Annotated in this window: 22 protein-coding genes; 4 read left to right on the top strand and 18 right to left on the bottom strand. The window is 49.0% G+C overall.

Translation table 11 applies throughout. From position 1 onward, the window contains the following. Positions 1 to 2 precede the first annotated feature (2 nt). The 8 genes from FA954_RS04290 to FA954_RS04255 all read right to left on the bottom strand — a co-directional run bounded on the left by FA954_RS04290 (position 3) and on the right by FA954_RS04255 (position 6,285). A complete protein-coding gene (locus FA954_RS04290) occupies positions 3 to 1,088 on the bottom strand; it encodes a S8 family peptidase (RefSeq protein WP_049720448.1) in 1,086 nt (361 codons plus the stop codon). A gap of 67 nt (positions 1,089 to 1,155) precedes the next feature. Continuing rightward, entirely contained in the window at positions 1,156 to 1,344 is a 189-nt protein-coding gene (locus FA954_RS04285; RefSeq protein WP_037995590.1) for a type II toxin-antitoxin system antitoxin, read from the bottom strand. Continuing rightward, positions 1,341 to 2,192, bottom strand: a complete 852-nt coding sequence (locus tag FA954_RS04280) for an SPFH domain-containing protein (protein WP_037995592.1) — start codon at positions 2,190 to 2,192, stop codon at positions 1,341 to 1,343. The genes FA954_RS04285 and FA954_RS04280 overlap by 4 nt, the downstream gene beginning before the upstream one ends. A 67-nt stretch (positions 2,193 to 2,259) precedes the next feature. Next, the gene (locus FA954_RS04275; RefSeq protein ID WP_037995593.1) at positions 2,260 to 2,928 is read right to left on the bottom strand and encodes an SGNH/GDSL hydrolase family protein; all 669 of its coding nucleotides are present in this window, start codon (positions 2,926 to 2,928) and stop codon (positions 2,260 to 2,262) included. Next, positions 2,928 to 3,965, bottom strand: coding sequence for a stage V sporulation protein AD (gene spoVAD / locus FA954_RS04270; RefSeq protein ID WP_037995595.1), 1,038 nt, complete (start codon positions 3,963 to 3,965; stop codon positions 2,928 to 2,930). The genes FA954_RS04275 and spoVAD overlap by 1 nt, the downstream gene beginning before the upstream one ends. Positions 3,966 to 3,974: 9 nt before the next feature. Beyond that, a complete protein-coding gene (gene spoVAC / locus FA954_RS04265) occupies positions 3,975 to 4,457 on the bottom strand; it encodes a stage V sporulation protein AC (RefSeq protein ID WP_231564600.1) in 483 nt (160 codons plus the stop codon). A 137-nt stretch (positions 4,458 to 4,594) separates the two neighbouring features. Continuing rightward, positions 4,595 to 5,038 (bottom strand): CBS domain-containing protein, encoded by a 444-nt coding sequence (locus tag FA954_RS04260; RefSeq protein ID WP_037995596.1) that lies wholly within the window; start codon positions 5,036 to 5,038, stop codon positions 4,595 to 4,597. A 44-nt stretch (positions 5,039 to 5,082) separates the two neighbouring features. After that, entirely contained in the window at positions 5,083 to 6,285 is a 1,203-nt protein-coding gene (locus FA954_RS04255) for a M20 metallopeptidase family protein (protein WP_052186694.1), read from the bottom strand. Between the two features lie 134 nt (positions 6,286 to 6,419). Here FA954_RS04255 and FA954_RS04250 point away from each other — a divergent pair, with 134 nt between their 5' ends. After that, positions 6,420 to 6,773: a YugN family protein gene (locus FA954_RS04250; RefSeq protein ID WP_037995599.1), complete on the top strand. Its 354-nt coding sequence runs from the start codon at positions 6,420 to 6,422 to the stop codon at positions 6,771 to 6,773. 44 nt (positions 6,774 to 6,817) lie between these two features. On the opposite strand, the gene FA954_RS04245 is transcribed toward FA954_RS04250, so the two are convergent. Beyond that, positions 6,818 to 7,198 (bottom strand): Asp23/Gls24 family envelope stress response protein, encoded by a 381-nt coding sequence (locus tag FA954_RS04245; protein WP_037995602.1) that lies wholly within the window; start codon positions 7,196 to 7,198, stop codon positions 6,818 to 6,820. A 70-nt stretch (positions 7,199 to 7,268) separates the two neighbouring features. Next, complete coding sequence (locus FA954_RS04240) at positions 7,269 to 8,087, bottom strand: NYN domain-containing protein (protein WP_049720451.1); 819 nt, start codon at positions 8,085 to 8,087, stop codon at positions 7,269 to 7,271. A gap of 193 nt (positions 8,088 to 8,280) precedes the next feature. Between FA954_RS04240 and cax the strand changes: the two genes are divergently transcribed. Next, positions 8,281 to 9,342 carry a calcium/proton exchanger gene (cax, locus tag FA954_RS04235; protein ID WP_037995603.1) on the top strand — a complete coding sequence of 354 codons (1,062 nt, stop codon included), beginning with the start codon at positions 8,281 to 8,283 and terminating at the stop codon, positions 9,340 to 9,342. Positions 9,343 to 9,388: 46 nt separating this feature from the next. Here cax and FA954_RS04230 read toward each other — a convergent pair whose 3' ends face one another. After that, entirely contained in the window at positions 9,389 to 9,688 is a 300-nt protein-coding gene (locus FA954_RS04230) for an Fpa/YlaN family protein (protein ID WP_232335082.1), read from the bottom strand. A 119-nt stretch (positions 9,689 to 9,807) separates the two neighbouring features. Continuing rightward, positions 9,808 to 10,719 (bottom strand): glutaminase A, encoded by a 912-nt coding sequence (gene glsA / locus FA954_RS04225; protein WP_037995606.1) that lies wholly within the window; start codon positions 10,717 to 10,719, stop codon positions 9,808 to 9,810. A 129-nt stretch (positions 10,720 to 10,848) separates the two neighbouring features. On the opposite strand from glsA, the gene FA954_RS04220 reads away from it, so the two are divergent. Next, a complete protein-coding gene (locus tag FA954_RS04220; RefSeq protein WP_037995608.1) occupies positions 10,849 to 11,217 on the top strand; it encodes a hypothetical protein in 369 nt (122 codons plus the stop codon). 154 nt (positions 11,218 to 11,371) lie between these two features. Here the strand turns inward: FA954_RS04220 and FA954_RS04215 are convergent, their stop codons facing one another. The 4 genes from FA954_RS04215 to FA954_RS04200 all read right to left on the bottom strand — a co-directional run bounded on the left by FA954_RS04215 (position 11,372) and on the right by FA954_RS04200 (position 14,710). After that, positions 11,372 to 11,851, bottom strand: coding sequence for a PaaI family thioesterase (locus FA954_RS04215; RefSeq protein WP_037995611.1), 480 nt, complete (start codon positions 11,849 to 11,851; stop codon positions 11,372 to 11,374). A gap of 91 nt (positions 11,852 to 11,942) precedes the next feature. Next, positions 11,943 to 12,986 carry a M42 family metallopeptidase gene (locus tag FA954_RS04210; protein WP_062843101.1) on the bottom strand — a complete coding sequence of 348 codons (1,044 nt, stop codon included), beginning with the start codon at positions 12,984 to 12,986 and terminating at the stop codon, positions 11,943 to 11,945. 95 nt (positions 12,987 to 13,081) lie between these two features. Beyond that, positions 13,082 to 13,564, bottom strand: coding sequence for a PTS sugar transporter subunit IIA (locus FA954_RS04205; RefSeq protein WP_037995616.1), 483 nt, complete (start codon positions 13,562 to 13,564; stop codon positions 13,082 to 13,084). Positions 13,565 to 13,594: 30 nt separating this feature from the next. Further along, positions 13,595 to 14,710 (bottom strand): aminopeptidase, encoded by a 1,116-nt coding sequence (locus FA954_RS04200; RefSeq protein WP_062843100.1) that lies wholly within the window; start codon positions 14,708 to 14,710, stop codon positions 13,595 to 13,597. Positions 14,711 to 14,905: 195 nt separating this feature from the next. On the opposite strand from FA954_RS04200, the gene FA954_RS04195 reads away from it, so the two are divergent. Continuing rightward, entirely contained in the window at positions 14,906 to 15,409 is a 504-nt protein-coding gene (locus tag FA954_RS04195) for a GAF domain-containing protein (RefSeq protein ID WP_037995621.1), read from the top strand. A gap of 47 nt (positions 15,410 to 15,456) precedes the next feature. On the opposite strand, the gene FA954_RS04190 is transcribed toward FA954_RS04195, so the two are convergent. Beyond that, positions 15,457 to 16,182, bottom strand: coding sequence for an amino acid ABC transporter ATP-binding protein (locus tag FA954_RS04190; RefSeq protein ID WP_037995623.1), 726 nt, complete (start codon positions 16,180 to 16,182; stop codon positions 15,457 to 15,459). Then, positions 16,179 to 16,838, bottom strand: coding sequence for an amino acid ABC transporter permease (locus tag FA954_RS04185; protein WP_052186703.1), 660 nt, complete (start codon positions 16,836 to 16,838; stop codon positions 16,179 to 16,181). The genes FA954_RS04190 and FA954_RS04185 overlap by 4 nt, the downstream gene beginning before the upstream one ends. Between the last annotated feature and the right edge of the window lie 25 nt (positions 16,839 to 16,863).

The raw sequence follows: 16,863 nt of genomic DNA, 5'->3' as shown, positions 1-16,863 counted from the left end.
TCTCACAATGCGCGGACCAATCCTCTTCCGGTCCAGGGATCCGGACCTGCCGGCGGCAAATCAATGGCTCGCTGAAAAACCATTTTTTTGAGCTCGTTCGCATCCATCCGCGGATAAGCCGCCCGGTAAATGGCCAAAACCCCGCTGACATGGGCGGCGGCCATGGATGTCCCGCTTAAGATCGCAAACCGGCGTAACGAGTAGGTACTCAATATTTGCGATCCCGGTGCGGCCAAATCCACCTTTCCCGTCGCGGAGTAAGGTTCGCGCCCGTTATTCCGGTTCAATGCCGCCACCGAAATCACCGGGGCCAACCGCGCCGGAACCGAAACGGTGTCGCCCGTCCCCGCCGGCGTTCCGGTGTTTCCGGCTGCAGCCACCACCAGAATCCCGCGTTTGACCGCCGCTTGAAGAACATAATCCAACAGAGGCGTGGTCAACTTTCCCCCGCTGATACTGATGTTTAAAATATGCATGCGGTTGGCAATCGCCCATTCCACACCGCGAATCAAATTGGAAATCGTCCCTTTTCCCGATGCATTGAGTACTTTGATGGCATAAAGCGAAACCTTCGGAGCCACTCCCACCACACCGTAATGATTGTTCAATGCACCGATGATGCCGGCAATGTGTGTTCCGTGACCGTTTTCATCCATCGGCGGCAGAGAAGGAGACAGAATGTTGACTCCTCCTTTCACATTGGAAGCCAGATCGGGATGATGAAAATCAATCCCCGTGTCAATGACACCGACCCGGACGCCCGATCCGCTGTTTAAACGGCGTTTTCCGATCACGCGGGCGATATTCCACGTCAACACCTGTTGATTCATCATCTTGTGTTCGGGATAAGGCACGGCCGATGCTTTGATCACCTTGTTGACCTTATAATACGGGAGGGTTAACAACTGATCTTTGGCAATGCCGATCAATTCCGGACTATTGGCAATTTTCCGGGCCTGGTCGGGATGTTTGAATGACACAATCACCGCCGGCGTGTATTTTCCAACAAACAGGATGTTTCCTCCCGCGGCTTTGATTTTTTTCAAATGGGCAGGAGAGCGTAGCAACAAGTGATAGTTGGCACTCATAAAAAATCACCCCTTTGATTCTAGTTATGAATCGAGGGGTGATTTGGTATAGACGAGATTCATAGCGTTATAGTTTATTTTCCTTCTTCCCGGTCTTTGGTTCCGGAGGAAACCGGCCTGCTTTTTTCGCGGCTTGTTTTAAAATAAACTCGATCTGTGCATTCACACTGCGAAACTCATCCGCTGCCCATTTTTCCAAAGCCGAATAAAGTGCATGGTCGAGCCGGAGAAGGAAACGCTTTTTTTCTTTGCTCATGAGTACAGGGTGCCTGTATTGATCACAGGCTGGGATTCACTCTCCGAAACCAGCGCCACCATCAGATTATTGGCCATGGCCGCTTTTCTTTCTTCATCCAGTTGAACCACACCCTGTTTTTCCAAATGGGACAGCGTCATTTCAACCATACTCATGGCCCCTTCAACAATTTGCTTGCGTGCAGCAATGACTGCCTGCGCTTGCTGGCGGCGCAACATGGACTGGGCGATTTCCGGGGCATATGCCAAATGGCTGATCCGCGCTTCCAATACTTCCACCCCGGCAATCGCCAAACGTTTCCCCAATTCCTCCCGCAAATTCTCTGTCACATCGTCGGTGGCCGTACGCAGAGAGATTTCCGCATCGTCTTGGCGGTCATACGGATAACGGCTGGCAATGGCCCGGATGGCCGTTTCACTTTGCACCGCAACAAAAGAATCGAAATCTTCCACATCCAACAATGCTTTGGCTGAATCGACGACCCGCCAGACAATCACCGCTCCGATCAAAATCGGATTTCCGTCGGCATCATTCACTTTTAACTTATCGCTTTGGAAATTCCGGACGCGTAAAGAGATCTTTTTTTTGGCAGCAAACGGATTGAGCCAGAAAAACCCGTCTTCCCGGACACTGCCCACATATTTCCCAAAAAACAGCAAGACACGCGCTTCGTTCGGCTGAATGAGGGTGTACCCCGGCAAAGTGACGAAAAACAGAATCAACAAAATGACACCAAGCAAATGGCCTGCCAAAACCAACACTGCTCCGGCAACCAGTAATACCAAGTGAACCAAAAGCATCAAAAATCCATTCACTTTCCAGGTAACAACTTCCCGTGATTGATTCATACCTTCACCTCGAAATTGATTTGTTATCTAAATGATATCATTATGATAAATAAAAAACCACCCCTTTTTAAGAGATGGTTTTGCTCATTTCCCCAGGATTCTGAAGAGGACTTTGCTTGGCCGACTGGATGAATAACCGGGCCAACTCATCATAACCCGTTTGGTTGGGATGCACTTCATCGGCAAAATACTCTTTGCGGTTTAAAAACGATGGATACGGATCCACCATATTCACTCGGAACCGCTTGCACAAACCCGAATACGCCCGGTTCAACATCTGGACAAAGAGCTGCGCCTGCTCGATCCCCATCTCATATGCCGGCAACGGAATGTAAAATCCCAACAGATAAACGGTCAACCGAGGATTTTGCCGCCGGATCAATGAAAGGATTTGCCGGACATTTCTTTGCACCATGCGGGAAGATTTCAGGATTTCCCCGACGGTCAGCTTTCCTTTTTCAAACAGCTCGATAAAATCGCATCCCCCCGTGGTCACAGTCAAGTGGGTCAAACGCGGGAGGAGTCGTTGGAAAGCCGAATGTTGCACCAGCTGCAACAACTCGGTGGAAGTCATTCCCGAAATCCCCCAATTACGGAAGTGGCAGTGATCGGAATGCCTTAAATAACGGAAAAGCTGGGCCACGAAATGTTGTTGGGGACTGTTTGCCCCGATTCCTTCCGTCAACGAATCCCCGATGGCCAAATAAGAAACGGCGGCTGGTGGTTCATTATGCATCAAGACCCTCCCTTCTCATTTCGCCTTTCAAATGAAACGGCATGGGCAATGCAAGGAATCGCTTCGCCTTGCTGATAAGAAACCGGACTGAGCAAGGCTCCGGTCGCCACCACCAGGATCCGGTCATACACTCCTTCTTCCATCGCCTTCAATAAATGACCGTAAGTCACCACCGCACTGCTGGCACACCCGCTTCCCCCGGCAAAGGTTTGCTGATCCTGGGTATAAATCATCAAACCGCAGTCTTTGAATTTGGCTCCCATGTTGTAACCGTCATTCTCCAACAGTTCCCTGGCTATGGGTAATCCCACACTGGCCAGATCCCCGGTGACGATCAAATCATAATCATCCGCCGTCCGGCCTGTGTCTTTAAAATGGGTTTGAATCGTTTTGGCCGCGGCCGGGGCCATGGCTGATCCCATGTCAAACGGATTTTTCACACCCAAATCCGTCACCTTGCCAATGGTCGCATAGCGAATCCCGATTGTTCCCTTTCCTTTCCCGACAACACAAGCTCCGGCGCCGGTGACCGTCCATTGAGCCGTATCCGGTTTTTGGCCTCCGTATTCCGTCGGATAACGGTATTGCCTTTCGGCCGTGCAGTTATGGCTGCTGACACCGGCCACGGCATAATCGGCATATCCCCCGTCCACCAAAGCAGCAGCCAATGACAACGAAAGCATGGAAGTGGAACAGGCGCCGTACACTCCCAGCAGGGGAATTTGGTTTGTTTTGGCGGAAAAGGAAGCAGAAATGTTTTGGTTTAACAAATCGCCTGCCACATAGAAATTGATTTGCTCCGGGGTCAGGTTTGCTTTTTCAATGGCGATTTGCACTGCGTCTTCCAACATTTTGCGCTCGGCTTTTTCCCATGTCTCTTCTCCCATGTATAAATCGGAATACACCTTGTCATAACGATCCTTCAACAGCCCTTCGCCTTCCATGGGGCCTGCCGTAGCTGCACTGGAAAGCACACACAGGTCTTCGGAAAAGCTCCATGTACTCTGTCCGATTAATTTACTTTGTTTCAATTCCATCTCCCCCGATCATTTGATCCAATGAAAGAAAAAGTAGTGAATGATGCCGATGAAAAACGCCGCAACGGTTCCAAAGACAATCACCGAACCGGCCAGTTTGAACATGTTTCCGCCGACTCCCAGCACAAACCCTTCGGAACGGTGCTCCAAGGCGGCTGAAGCAATGGAATTGGCAAAGCCGGTCACCGGTACGGCCGTTCCCGCTCCTGCCCATTGACCGATCCGGTCATATACTCCCAACCCCGTCAACAAACAGGAAATAAAAACCAATGTGGCCACTGTTGGATTTCCGGCTTTCTCCGGCGGAAACCCAAACCACTTGACATACATTTGCGACAGCCCTTGGCCCAGCATGCAAATGGCTCCTCCGACCACAAATGCTTTCACACAGTTTTTCAGCACATTGGGCCGCGGTTGATGTTTTTTTGCCAGTTTTTGATACGCTTTTTGGGATTTTTTATCCACATTGGCTGACGAAATCTTTTCGCTCACGTTTTCTTCGCTCCTTTTTCAACCAGTATCTTCTTTTAGATTGCGGCCTTTTCGCCCACTTTATGCACCCGGATTCCCATGTAAAAAGCATGCAAAAAACCATGCCGCCGGCGTTTCACCGGCAACATGGCACAAACTCACTGGAGGTCATTGGATGCATTTGGATTGTGCGTTTCGGAGATTTCGTTCAAAGCCTGGCTGGCCTCATCCTGGAACTCCGGCTGAACCGCCAGATCCCCGATCGAAACAACTCCGACCACACGATTGTTTTCCACCACAGGCAAACGTCTCACTTGCGCTCTTGCCATCAATTCAGCGGCTTCATCCACCGTCATATCCGGTGTACCATAAACAAGATTGGTGGACATAATGTCGCTGACGGAACTGGAATTCGGCTTCTTGTCTGCAATTCCCCGTGTTACAAGGTCCCGGTCTGTAATCACGCCTTTTAACTCTCCGTTTTCCACAACCGGTATCATCCCGACATTGGAACCGCGCATTTTGTTTGCCACTTCATACACATTGTCCTGCGGCGACACAGCTTCAACGTTGGTCGACATGACTTCGCGTAAAGTATGCATCAGAATCCCCCCTTGGGTTATATCCTTTGCCAGGGAGGGACAACTCATTCCTGACACTGCCCGGGAATTTTCCCTATTTCCTCCAATTCCAGCCCCATTTCCTTCAAGGCCGTCCGGGTCAATAATTCGGCCCCGATTTTCATGGCCCTTTCATCAAAATCAAACATCGGATGATGGTGCGGATACCGAAAATCCTGATCATTTCCCGCCCCGATAAAGCAAAAGGCGCCGGGACGTTCCTTAAGGTAATAACTGAAATCTTCACCAGCCATTAAAGGTTCCATTTCCTTCACGCAGGAAACTCCGTCAATCTTTCGCGCTTCGTCCATTAATTCCCGTGCGGGCCGGGACTCGTTGGAAACGGCGGGATACCCCCACTCATAGTAAAATTCGCAATCGGCCCCATACATGCGGCAAGTGGACTCAGTGACTTCTTTCATCCGGCGCACAATCAACCGGCGGACTTCTTCATTGAATGTGCGCACGGTGCCCTCCAACCGGCAATGTTCCGCAATCACATTGAAAGTTTGCCCCGCCTGGATCATTCCCACTGAAATCACTGCCGGTTCCAAGGGATTGACTTGCCTGCTGATAATGGATTGCAAATGAACCACCAAGTGAGCGGCAATTTGCACCGCATCAACGGCTTCATGCGGCAATCCGGCATGGCCGCCCCGCCCTTTGATCTCAATCCGGAACGCATCCGCCGCCGCCATCAACACTCCCGGGCGGGACCCGACCGTGCCGAGGGGAAGAGGCGTCCACAAATGGGCCCCGTAAATCACATCCACTCCTTCCAACACCCCGGCTTCAATCATGGCTTTGGCTCCTCCGGGAACCAACTCTTCAGCCGGTTGAAAAAGAAACAAAACATTTCCGCGCAACTCTTCACGCAACTCTGACAACAAAGCGGCTGCTCCCATCAACATGGCCATGTGCCCGTCATGCCCGCAAGCATGCATCACTCCCGGAACGGTCGAGCGGTATTCGCACGTTTTCTCATCCTGAATCGGCAAAGCATCCATATCCGCGCGCAATGCGACCGTGGGCCCTTCTCCTTTTCCTTTGAGGAAACCGGTCACGCCGTACCCGCCGACTCCCGTTTTGACCTCCAGATTTAAACTTTTCAGATAGCCAGCCACCTTTTCGGATGTTTCCCGCTCTTGAAAAGAACGTTCAGGATATTGATGAAAATGCCGGCGCCACTTTTTCATGAGGGGAAAAAGACGGTCCAATCGTTCTTTCATCTGTCCTCTCGGCACTCCTCTCTTCCCTTTTTCGCTCCTCCTTTATGCCCCTTTGTCCGGTTGCTTTGTCAAAGCGTTCGTACTATGATAAAAAAGGATTGAATACGGTGCCAATACAAAGGAGGCGCACATGAATGATTTTTTATGACAGTAAAACCAAAGGGATCAAAAAAGAATTCGGCGAAATGGAAAAATTAATGAAAAAATTGGGATTTGTCCGCTGGTCCTGGGATTATGAACGGGTCACGTACGATTACAAATTGTCAGCCAATGGCGTGAGTTACTACCTGCGTCTGAGCGGAGATGTCGTGAACGATAAACGTTTGGAACACCCGAAAGCATTGCTGGAGCTGGGCACTCCCGTATTTTCCCGTCACTTCTTCCCGCACGGCCTGGATGACACTGCCGAAGTCCCGGAAGAATTAAAAGAAGAAGTCCAACAACTGCTGAATGATTTGGAAAAAGCTTTGCTGGAAGAGAAAAAATAAAGATTTGGACAAAAGAAGAGGGTGCTTTGGCTTCACCCTCTTTTTCAACGCAACTCCCCGTTACCGGCTTGGACAGCCGTTTCCTTTATATGGACGCCGTCCACTTTGACATTGACTTCAACCACATGTAAGCCCGTCATCGTTTCCACGGCTTCTTTCACATTTTGTTGGAGTTCCCGGCATACTTTGTGAATGGGTTGGCCATAGTCCACGATGACTCTTAAATCAATGGCCGCTTCCAAATTGCCCACTTCGACTTGCACGCCTTTGGTGATGTTCTTCCCGCTCACCCGTTTGGCGAACCCTTCAGCCATCCCGCCTGACATGCTGGCAATTCCATGGGTTTTGCCTGCCGCCAGTCCAGCAATCACGGCAACCACGTCGTCGGCAATCCGGATCGACCCTTGATTGGTTTCTTCAGCCACGCATCATCCCCCCTTGTCGTCAGAATGGCCCCCGGTTATAGTTTAGCACAACCGTCCGGCGGAAATCCGGTCAACTTACCTTATACCCGGCGATTTTCACCATGGTTTGCACCTGAGAATGGTTGAGATTCACCTTATAACCATAATATGTTTTATCTTCCATCTCAATTTCTACAGGAACAATAAATTTCCCTTTTAAAAGCTTCGTAAACAATTGGTTCGCTTCCATTTCGTCCAAGTGGAATTTACGCATAAAATCATTTTTGATCCACGTGCTTCCATAACTCTTTCCAATATTGTTGGGATCATGATACCATTCATAAATTTGCACCACCGCATTATGAATCAGGCGATCCAGCCGCGTCAGATTCTGAAATTCGTTAATATTCAAAAATTCAAAGAGATTGTGGGTTTGGTCACAAAACTCATGCAACTGAGCGGTTCGGGATAAACTTTCATCACAAAGGCAAAAAAGTTCAACCTGCTTTCCTCTCGACCACAAGCGGTCCAAAAGCGGGATCATGTCCTGATCCGCACTGACGATTACAAACGTGTTGATTTCGGGAATTTCATATAACACTTCCATGGCATCCAAACACAACTGAATGTCCGCCGCATTTTTCCGTTCCCGGCCGTTTCGCCCGTTCCCGTACACCTGATGGATGTGAACCCGTTTTTTTTGCAGGCTCATCATGGACAAATCCAATTGCTCAAAATCCGCATATGCTTCCATGAGGCGGATGGCATCCCGTCCGTAATGTTCTTGCAGACGCAAAAATAAATTATGAGTCTCATCCGGGTGATCCGGGTCCATATGATACTTTTTGAGTCCGTAATACACATTTTCCAGATCAATAAATATCGCTATGTCCTTGGACACGGGAGTCATCGAACGTCCCTCCCTTCATAAAATGGAGTATGTTCAATTATTTCGATTTTTTACAGAGATTTCCTGCTATAAACTTTCGAAATCGTCTTACAGATACTTTGATAGGATTTGACATTTTTTTGCGTTTCCGTATGACAAAATCGTTTTTTGTTCAACATAAACTCACATCTTATGGAATGAGGGGTGCGCAGGATTGAATAACAAATGGTTTTATCCTTTATTGATTCTTTCCACCTTGCTCAGCGCAGGGGCTCATTACTTTTGGGGCAACCAATTCATCCAATTTGTTGCAGCTTCCTTCTCTCTTTTGCTGTGGGCTGCGTTGTTGGGAAAAGCAACGGAAAATGTGGCCCATTATGCCGGGGAACGGTTGGGGGGACTGTTAAATGCCACCTTCGGCAATGCGGCTGAATTGATCATCGCTATTTTTCTGGTGAAAGAAGGATACTTCGACATGGTCAAAGCAAGCATCACCGGTTCGGTGATCGGAAACTTGCTGTTGGTGCTGGGACTGAGTGTCCTTTTCGGAGGGATGAAACATAAAACCCAGCGCTTTAATTCCGAACTTGCCGGCCATAATGCATCCCTGATGATGCTTTCCGTGATCGCCCTGTTTATCCCGGCCGCCTTTATCCAATCTCTCGGGGAGCGGGAGGTCGGGATTATCAGCATGGTCATTGCTTTTCTCCTGATTGCCGGCTATTTTTTGTGGCTTTATTTCTCTCTTGTCACGCACAAAGATGAATTGGGGGACGCCGTGGATGGTCTGCCGGACCGGGAAGAAAAAGAGGAACCGGTTTGGTCCGGGAAAATTTCCCTCCTCCTTCTTTTCATTTCCACGGTTTTTGTGGCAATTCAAAGTGAATGGCTTGTGCACAGCGTCGAAGCCGTCGCTCACACCCTCGGATGGTCCCAATTATTTGTCGGCGCTTTTCTGATTGCGATCATCGGAAATGCAGCCGAACACAGCGCAGCCATCTTTCTGGCCATGAAAAACCGGATGGGGGCGGCCGTGGAAATTGCCATCGGAAGCAGCCTGCAAATCAGTCTCTTTGTGGCCCCCGTCTTAATCTTTGTGAGCCGGTTGTTTCAAAATCCCATGGACATCCTCTTCACCCATCATGAAATTGCGGCCATTGCCGTCTCTGCATTGATCACCGCATCCATTTCCCGGGACGGGGCGACCAACTGGTATGAAGGGGTTTTGCTGCTGATTGTCTATTTCATCTTGGGCGCGGTCTTTTTTGTCGCCTGAATCCAAAAAGAAAAAAGACTCCTCTTTTTCAAAGGAGTCTATTCATCTATGACATATTATCATTAGACTTAGGCAAAACTTTCGAATAAAAATCAGCTAATTTCCGTTCCAGATCATGAATGATTTGTTGCCCTTGCTCTTTTTCGATTAATCCTGCCCGGACGGCAAAATCAATTTCCCTTGATAAACCAAACATTTGTGTATCTAGAACTTCCTCATATAAAGGACATTTTGGCAAGGTGAGATTGTCAAGCTGTACGGAAATAAGTTGAGCGATTTTATCTGCATCTTCTCTGAGTAATTGCAGAGCCTTGTAACTCAAATCGGTCTGTGTTGGTATGGTCAAAGCAAACCCCTCCATCGACCGCCGTCATTGCAATTGGTTTGCTTAAAACGGCCCGTATTCCCTGCGTTAAAGTTAGTGTATCATGACCCCCTCCGTTTGTAAAATACCGAATCCCGTTATTAGAAAATACTTAAATCCAATTCCCTCGAAAGATCTTCCAATAACGCAACCCCCCCGATGCTGTTTCCCTTTTCGTTCAGGGCCGGACCGAACACTCCGATTCCCATTTCCATCGGCACGGAAGCCATAATGCCTCCCGAGACCCCGCTTTTTGCCGGTATTCCCACTTTGATGGCAAATTCCCCGGACTCATTGTACATGCCGCATGTCACCATAAAGGTTTTCGCCATCCGGGAAACATAGACCGGAACCACCATCCGGTTGTCAAAGGTTTGTCCGTACCGGGCCAGGCATAATCCGATTTTGGCCAGGTCTTCACAGGTAACCTGAATCGAGCATTGAAGCAAATAGGCTTCCAATGTTTCCTCCACCCGGTCGATCAGGTTGAGTTCTTTCAACAAGTGGGCCAGTGCCCGGTTCCTGTGCGCCGATTCATATTCGGAACGAAAAACTTCTTCATCCACTTCAATTCCTTTGCTTCCTGTCATTTCCTCGATCAGCCGGATGATCCGCCCCGTCTTTTCCCGTGCCGTTCTCCCTTTGATCAGGGAGGTCACCACCAACGCCCCGGCATTGATCATCGGATTTAACGGCTTTTTCAACTTCATCATTTCCATGTTATATATGGAATTAAAAGGATCGCCGGTGGGCTCCATTCCCACTTTGGAAAAAACTTTGCGGTCCCCGTTATCCATTACCGCGAGCATCAATGCAATCACCTTGGAGATGCTTTGCAGCGTGAAGCGTTTCGGAAACCGTCCGGCCTGATACACTTTTTGGTCCTTTGTGACAACGGTGATCCCCAGCTGGGACGGATCCTGCCCGGCCAATACGGGAATATATTCGGCACACTTGCCATACCGGGTTGTGGGCAGATGTTTTTCAATCAAACGCTCCAGTAATTTTTGCATATCGGCTTCCTTCTTTCCGAAGTTCTTTTATGAATTATCATGTCCGATTCAGCATTTGTTATTTTATTCTCCGCTCCATCTTCGATATAATGAAAACGTTATAAAATTCAATTCGTTTGGGTGATCATGATGAATTCCGTCATTCAAGTAACCGGAGATGTAAAATATACCATTCATCTGGATCCAACCATTTGGATTTTTGATGAGCGCCGTTTCCCTCTTGAGGAGCGTCTGGACGGAGTGAGCGGGCTGGCTGTCGAATTGGCCCCGTTTCTGGCCAATGCCGAGCCTTCCGAAAAAGCCACCAAGTTGATTTGTCGCCGCCGTCAGGGCGAAGATGTTGTCATTTCCATGGAAGAAGCGAAAAAAGCTTATTTGTGCTTTGCCAAAGACAACAAACCAATCCGGGAAGGAGGTCCGGCGCTTCTGTATTTGGCAGACGGCAGCAACAAGGATCAGCCGGTCGATTATCTGACGCATCTCGAAGTGGTGGAATGACCCGCCCGCTCAATTCCCTCAGGAAAACGAACGAGGAGGCCTTTTTTCGGCCCCCTCGTTCTTCTGTTTTATCACATCACCGGAAATGGCGGTATGGCTCTTTTAAACATCCGCCGTCGTCCATCCCTCTTCCGTACCGCCAAAAAGTTTCTTCTTATTTTCGAATCATGAAAAAGGTTCCCGATGCATGCGCGATCAATTGATTTTTCTCATTCTTGATCTCACAAGTGGCGGTTGCCAAATGGCTTCCCATCTTCAGCAATTTGGCTCTGGAAATGATCCGTTCGCCCGTTCCCGGCGACAAATAATTGATTTTCATTTCGGCCGTCACGGCTCCCTGGTATTTGTCCGACAGCCGCCGGTTGATCAATGATCCCATCGTTGAATCGGCCAGTGTAGCCGTGATGCCTCCATGGACAATGCCGGCTTTATTCAACATGAACGGAGTGATCGGAACGGAAAACTGATACTCATCCTCACCGATGAATTCACCCTTCAACCCCATAAAACCGGACAAATAGGCACTGTCACGATCCCTTTTTTGCCGGATGGCCTGTACAGCCAAAGATAAAATTTCCCTTTCCTCATCGTTGCCGTCCCGGAGAATCCTGTCCAGTTCCTTCCTGAGATCCACCTTTTCTCTCTCCTTTACTTGCAAATATGATCCCGTTTCAAAAACAAGCTGTCCTGAGAAAACCGCACGGCCCACGGCTCACAAACCCGGTTCACGCCATGTTTGAAAGCAAATAATGATACAAAAGCAGATATGTGTTTTCCAAAGCATCCCGATGCGTCCGTTCATAAGCATGAGAAGCATCCACCCCCGGGCCGATCAAGGCATGCTTCACATCATACCCTGCCCGGACGGCGGCACTGGCATCAGAAGCATAATGCGGATAAATGTCCACTTGATAAGCAATGTGATGCTCCTCGGCCAGCCGGATCAAATGATTGGTCAACCCGTAATGATAAGGGCCCGAACCGTCTTTGGCACAAATGGACACGCTAAATTCATCCGATGCCTGCCCTTCCCCGGTCGCCCCCATGTCAACCGACACGTATTCGCAAACAGGGACCGGGATCCCGGCATTCGCCCCAAAGCCCACTTCTTCGAAGTTGCTGAAATAAAAATGGGTGGTATAAGGCAGTTTCGCCCCGGATTCTTTCAAATGTTTTAAAAGCTCCAGCATGACGGCCACACTGGCTTTGTCATCCAGATGGCGGGCTTTGACAAAACCGGTATCCGTTTGGACAACGGACGGGTCAAATGAAACAAAGTCCCCCACCCGGATGCCAAGCGCCTCAATCTCTTCCCGGGAGCCGGCCCGCACATCCAGCCGGACTTCCATGTTCTCATCGGAGCGTTCTTGTTTTTCGGCATCATGATAAACATGAACCGACGTATGGGAAGCGAGGATGGTTCCGGTAAACACCTTTCCTTTTCTCGTCTCCACAAAGCAATAGGCCCCGTCCACGGAAAACCAACCAAACCCGCCGATTTTGCTCAATTTTAAGCGCCCGTCTTCCTTGATCTCTTTCACCATGGCACCCAACGTGTCCACATGGGCTGTCACAAACCGGTGTTGGGTGTCGTTTTCTCCCTTGATGGTGACAAGCACCCCTCCTTTGTTGGTGAACACCGGCTGCATTCCCGCCTTGGTCAACCGGCGGGTGACATATTCAATCGCATGGTCGGTATGGCCGGAAGGACTTTGAATTTGCATCAATTCCACCAGGGTGGTTAAAACTTGTTCTTCCGGAAAATTCATGATTCATTCCCCCTTGAGCTTTTAGAAAAAAGAGGCTTCCCCTTCCATCTGACTAAATGAGAAGGAAGCCTCTTCCTCTTGGCCGCTGATTCTCTTTATTTTTTTTCTACGCTTGCAACATGGGTTTCTCCTGCTTTTAAATCTTCTTGCTCTTTAAATTCAATCTTCCATTCGGCTGACTGAGGAAAAACCACCGGCGAAACCGGCGATTTTCCTTTCCCCTTCAAGAAATCCACATCCACCTTTAACAATTTTTGCCCAACTTTGACCGAATCGCCTTCGCTGACAAAGGTTTCAAATCCTTCACCGTTCAACTCCACTGTGTCAATGCCGATGTGGACCAGAATTTCCAGGCCATCCGCTGTTTTTAAACCGATGGCATGCTTTGTCGGGAAAACATGAATTACTTTGCCATCGACCGGGGAAACCACTTCCCCGCCAACCGGATCCACCGCAAATCCTTCTCCCATCATTCCTTGGGAAAAAACTTGGTCCGGCACTTCATCCAATGATACAAACCGTCCGTTCATCGGGGAATAAACTTCAATGCTTTTCTTTTTTTTCTTCCAAAAGAACATTTTTTTGCCCCTCTCTTTGATCCATTTTGTTTATTTTAGATTTTCCGGATTGAGCGGAGTCAAATCGTCCACTACAAAGAGCCCGTCTTTGCGAATCAGTTCGCCGTCAAAATAAATTTCTCCGCCGCCGTATTCCGGCCGTTGAATCAAAACAAGATCCCAGTGAATGGCCGAGCGGTTGCCGTTATCCGCTTCATCGTAAGCCCGTCCCGGAGTAAAATGGAAACTTCCGTTGATTTTTTCGTCAAACAAGGTGTCCTTCATCGGATGATGGATATGCGGATTCAAACCCAAACTCCATTCCCCGGCATAGCGGGCTCCTTCATCGGTGTCCAAAATTTGGTTTAACCGCTCGGTGTCATTGGCGGTCGCTTTCACAATTTTACCGTCTTTGAGCTCAAAGGAAATGTTTTCAAAGGTGACTCCCTGATATACCGACGGGGTGTTGAACGTAATCACGCCATTGATCGAATCGCGGACCGGAGCGGTGAACACTTCCCCGTCGGGAATATTCATTTCCCCTGCACATTTGACCACCGGAATTCCTTTGATGGAGAAGGTGAGGTCCGTTCCCGGGCCCACAATCCGCACTTCGTCCGTTTGCTCCATTCGTTTCACCAGCGGATCCATGGCTTTGGACATTTGTTCATAATCCACATTGCATACACGGAAATAGTAATCCTCAAAAGCCTCCGTACTCATGTTGGCCAGCTGTGCCATGGACGCGTTGGGATAACGGAGAACCACCCATTTCGTGTGTTTCACCCGTTGCTCGCTATGTACCCGGTGATTAAACAGGCTCATGTACAATCTCATTTTTTCTTCGGGAACATCACTCAGCTCACTCACATTGTCATTGCCCCGGATCCCGATGTAACAATCCATGGATTTCATCTGTTCGAGCGCATGGTATGTTAACGTTTCCATATGTTCTTCAGAAGTTCCCATTAAAAGCGCACGGGTGATCATCTGGTCGTTGAGCTGCACGTACGGATGCCCGCCCGCTTTATAAACCTCCTCAATCAATGCACGGGCCAGTTCCCGTTCATTGCCGAATACATCAATCAGGACTTTTTCCCCCGGTTGGACTTTGCAAGAATGGTTCACCAAAATTTCGGCCAATTTCAAAACACGTGAATCACGCATTTCTTCATCCCCTTTATGGTTCAATGTCGATTGTGTTGCATCTGTTTCTTGTCATTTTTATATTCTAACACTTCTTTGCCCAAAGCGTACAATCTTTTCATCCCCGCCGGTCCGGTGTACAATGGGAACCATACCTGCGAAAACATGAAATCACCCGGTCTCACCGATCACGACCGGAGAAATGGAGGGCATTCAATGTTTGCTTTTGAAGAAGTGAAAGGAGACAAAACCACGCGTTATGAATCCATGCAACAACAACTGTCCGCCCTGTTGGAAGGAGAAACCTTCTGGCTTCCGAATTTATCCAATGCCGCCTCACATTTATTTCATTCCTTGTCTGACATTAACTGGGCCGGCTTTTACCTGATGAAAGACGGCGAATTGGTCTTGGGTCCTTTCATGGGCAAACCGGCTTGTGTCCGGATCCCCGTCGGAAAAGGCGTATGCGGAACCGCTGTCAAAGAGGAGCGGCCGCAACTGGTGAAAAACGTCCTGGAGTTTGCCGGACATATCGCTTGTGACGCCGACAGCCGTTCCGAAATCGTCATCCCTTTGTCGGTAAACGGAAAAATCATCGGCGTCTTGGATATTGACAGCCCGAAGGAAGCCCGTTTTGATGAGGAAGATCTGGCCCAGCTGGAAAAGTACGCCGAAATCATAATCCAAAAAACGGACTGGAGTCCGCTCCTTGCAAACTGAAAAACCCCGGTGTTGTCTCCAACCCGGGGTTTTCAAACCTTTCCCGTTCAATTGTAAACCTGGCTTAAAAACTGCCGGGTCCTTTCTTCTTTCGGGGATTCAAAAATTTGTTCCGGCGGTCCCGATTCCACAATCACCCCTTGATCCAAGAACATCACCTGATCGGCCACTTCACGGGCAAATCCCATTTCATGGGTGACAATCACCATCGTCATCCCGTCTTGAGCCAGTTCTTTCATCACGGTCAACACTTCCCCCACCAATTCGGGATCCAGGGCGGAAGTCGGTTCGTCAAACAGCATGACTTTCGGCTGCATCGCCAAGGCCCGCGCAATCGCCACCCGCTGTTTTTGTCCGCCGGATAAAGCGTAAGGATAGACATGGGCTTTTTCGCGCAACCCGACTTTGTCCAACATTTTCAGTCCCAAACGCTCGGCCTCTTCTTTGGGAACTTTTTTCACATGAACCGGGGCCTCCATCAGATTTTGAAGAACTGTCCGATGCGGGAAAAGGTGAAAATGCTGAAAAACCATGCCGACTTCCTGGCGAATCCGGTTCAGATTCTTTTTTTTCGGCTCCACTTTTTTTCCCTTGAACCAAATTTCGCCTCCGTCCGGTTTCTCCAAAAAATTCAGGCAACGGAGCAATGTGCTCTTTCCCGAACCACTGGCCCCGATGAAAACAACCACCTCGCTTTCTTCCACTTTAAAATTGACATCCTTCAACACCTGCACTCCTCCGAACGACTTGTTCAACTTTTTCACCTGAATCAAGCACGGACACTCCTTTGTTCCACATCCAAATGCTTCTCCACCCACTGCAGCAGAAATGTAAAAATCAAAACCAATGCCAAATAATAAAACCCGTTAATCAAATAAGTCTCAAACTGCTTAAAATTATCCGCCGCCGCTCCCAAAGCCGTGGCCCACAACTCGGTTCCGCCGATATAAGCCACCAGGGAAGAATCTTTCAACCCGATGATAAACTGGTTCCCCAAGGAAGGAATGGAACGGCGAAAAGCCTGCGGCAAAATAATCCGGCGCATGGCCATCGGATAAGTCATGCCAAGGGAACGGGACGCTTCCATCTGTCCTTTGTCGATGGATTGAATCGCGCCGCGGAAAATTTCCGCAATATAGGCTCCGGCATGGATGGCCAGCGCATACACCCCGGCCGTGAACGAATCCAACACCACGAGTTGCGCCAAGCCGAAGTAAATGGCAAAAATCTGCACAATCAGCGGCGTCCCGCGAATCACCGTGATATAAACCGTTGCAATTCCATTTAAAACGGCATTGCGGGAAATTTTGAAAAATGCAAACACCAAGCCAATCGCCGTTCCCAAAAGCAAGGACCAAAACGTTAACTGAACGGTTTGCCAAGCGGCTTTGGTAAAGCCAGCAAACGTCACTTGGAAAATTTCCATGATCTCCATGTTTCTGTTGAAAGTCACC

Source organism: Thermoactinomyces vulgaris (genome assembly GCF_005886755.1).
Taxonomy (GTDB): Bacteria; Bacillota; Bacilli; order Thermoactinomycetales; family Thermoactinomycetaceae; genus Thermoactinomyces; species Thermoactinomyces vulgaris.
This window is presented reverse-complemented; position numbering and strand designations above follow the sequence as displayed.

Excerpts from the sequence above, each read along its gene's own strand:
- FA954_RS04290 (WP_049720448.1), bottom strand. The coding sequence starts at position 1,088 with ATGAGTGCCAACTATCACTTGTTGCTACGCTCTCCTGCCCATTTGAAA.
- FA954_RS04285 (WP_037995590.1), bottom strand. The coding sequence starts at position 1,344 with ATGAGCAAAGAAAAAAAGCGTTTCCTTCTCCGGCTCGACCATGCACTT.
- FA954_RS04280 (WP_037995592.1), bottom strand. The coding sequence starts at position 2,192 with ATGAATCAATCACGGGAAGTTGTTACCTGGAAAGTGAATGGATTTTTG.
- FA954_RS04275 (WP_037995593.1), bottom strand. The coding sequence starts at position 2,928 with ATGCATAATGAACCACCAGCCGCCGTTTCTTATTTGGCCATCGGGGAT.
- spoVAD (WP_037995595.1), bottom strand. The coding sequence starts at position 3,965 with ATGGAATTGAAACAAAGTAAATTAATCGGACAGAGTACATGGAGCTTT.
- FA954_RS04260 (WP_037995596.1), bottom strand. The coding sequence starts at position 5,038 with ATGCATACTTTACGCGAAGTCATGTCGACCAACGTTGAAGCTGTGTCG.
- FA954_RS04255 (WP_052186694.1), bottom strand. The coding sequence starts at position 6,285 with ATGAAAGAACGATTGGACCGTCTTTTTCCCCTCATGAAAAAGTGGCGC.
- FA954_RS04250 (WP_037995599.1), top strand. The coding sequence starts at position 6,420 with ATGATTTTTTATGACAGTAAAACCAAAGGGATCAAAAAAGAATTCGGC.
- FA954_RS04240 (WP_049720451.1), bottom strand. The coding sequence starts at position 8,087 with ATGACTCCCGTGTCCAAGGACATAGCGATATTTATTGATCTGGAAAAT.
- glsA (WP_037995606.1), bottom strand. The coding sequence starts at position 10,719 with ATGCAAAAATTACTGGAGCGTTTGATTGAAAAACATCTGCCCACAACC.
- FA954_RS04220 (WP_037995608.1), top strand. The coding sequence starts at position 10,849 with ATGAATTCCGTCATTCAAGTAACCGGAGATGTAAAATATACCATTCAT.
- FA954_RS04210 (WP_062843101.1), bottom strand. The coding sequence starts at position 12,986 with ATGAATTTTCCGGAAGAACAAGTTTTAACCACCCTGGTGGAATTGATG.
- FA954_RS04205 (WP_037995616.1), bottom strand. The coding sequence starts at position 13,564 with ATGTTCTTTTGGAAGAAAAAAAAGAAAAGCATTGAAGTTTATTCCCCG.
- FA954_RS04200 (WP_062843100.1), bottom strand. The coding sequence starts at position 14,710 with ATGCGTGATTCACGTGTTTTGAAATTGGCCGAAATTTTGGTGAACCAT.
- FA954_RS04195 (WP_037995621.1), top strand. The coding sequence starts at position 14,906 with ATGTTTGCTTTTGAAGAAGTGAAAGGAGACAAAACCACGCGTTATGAA.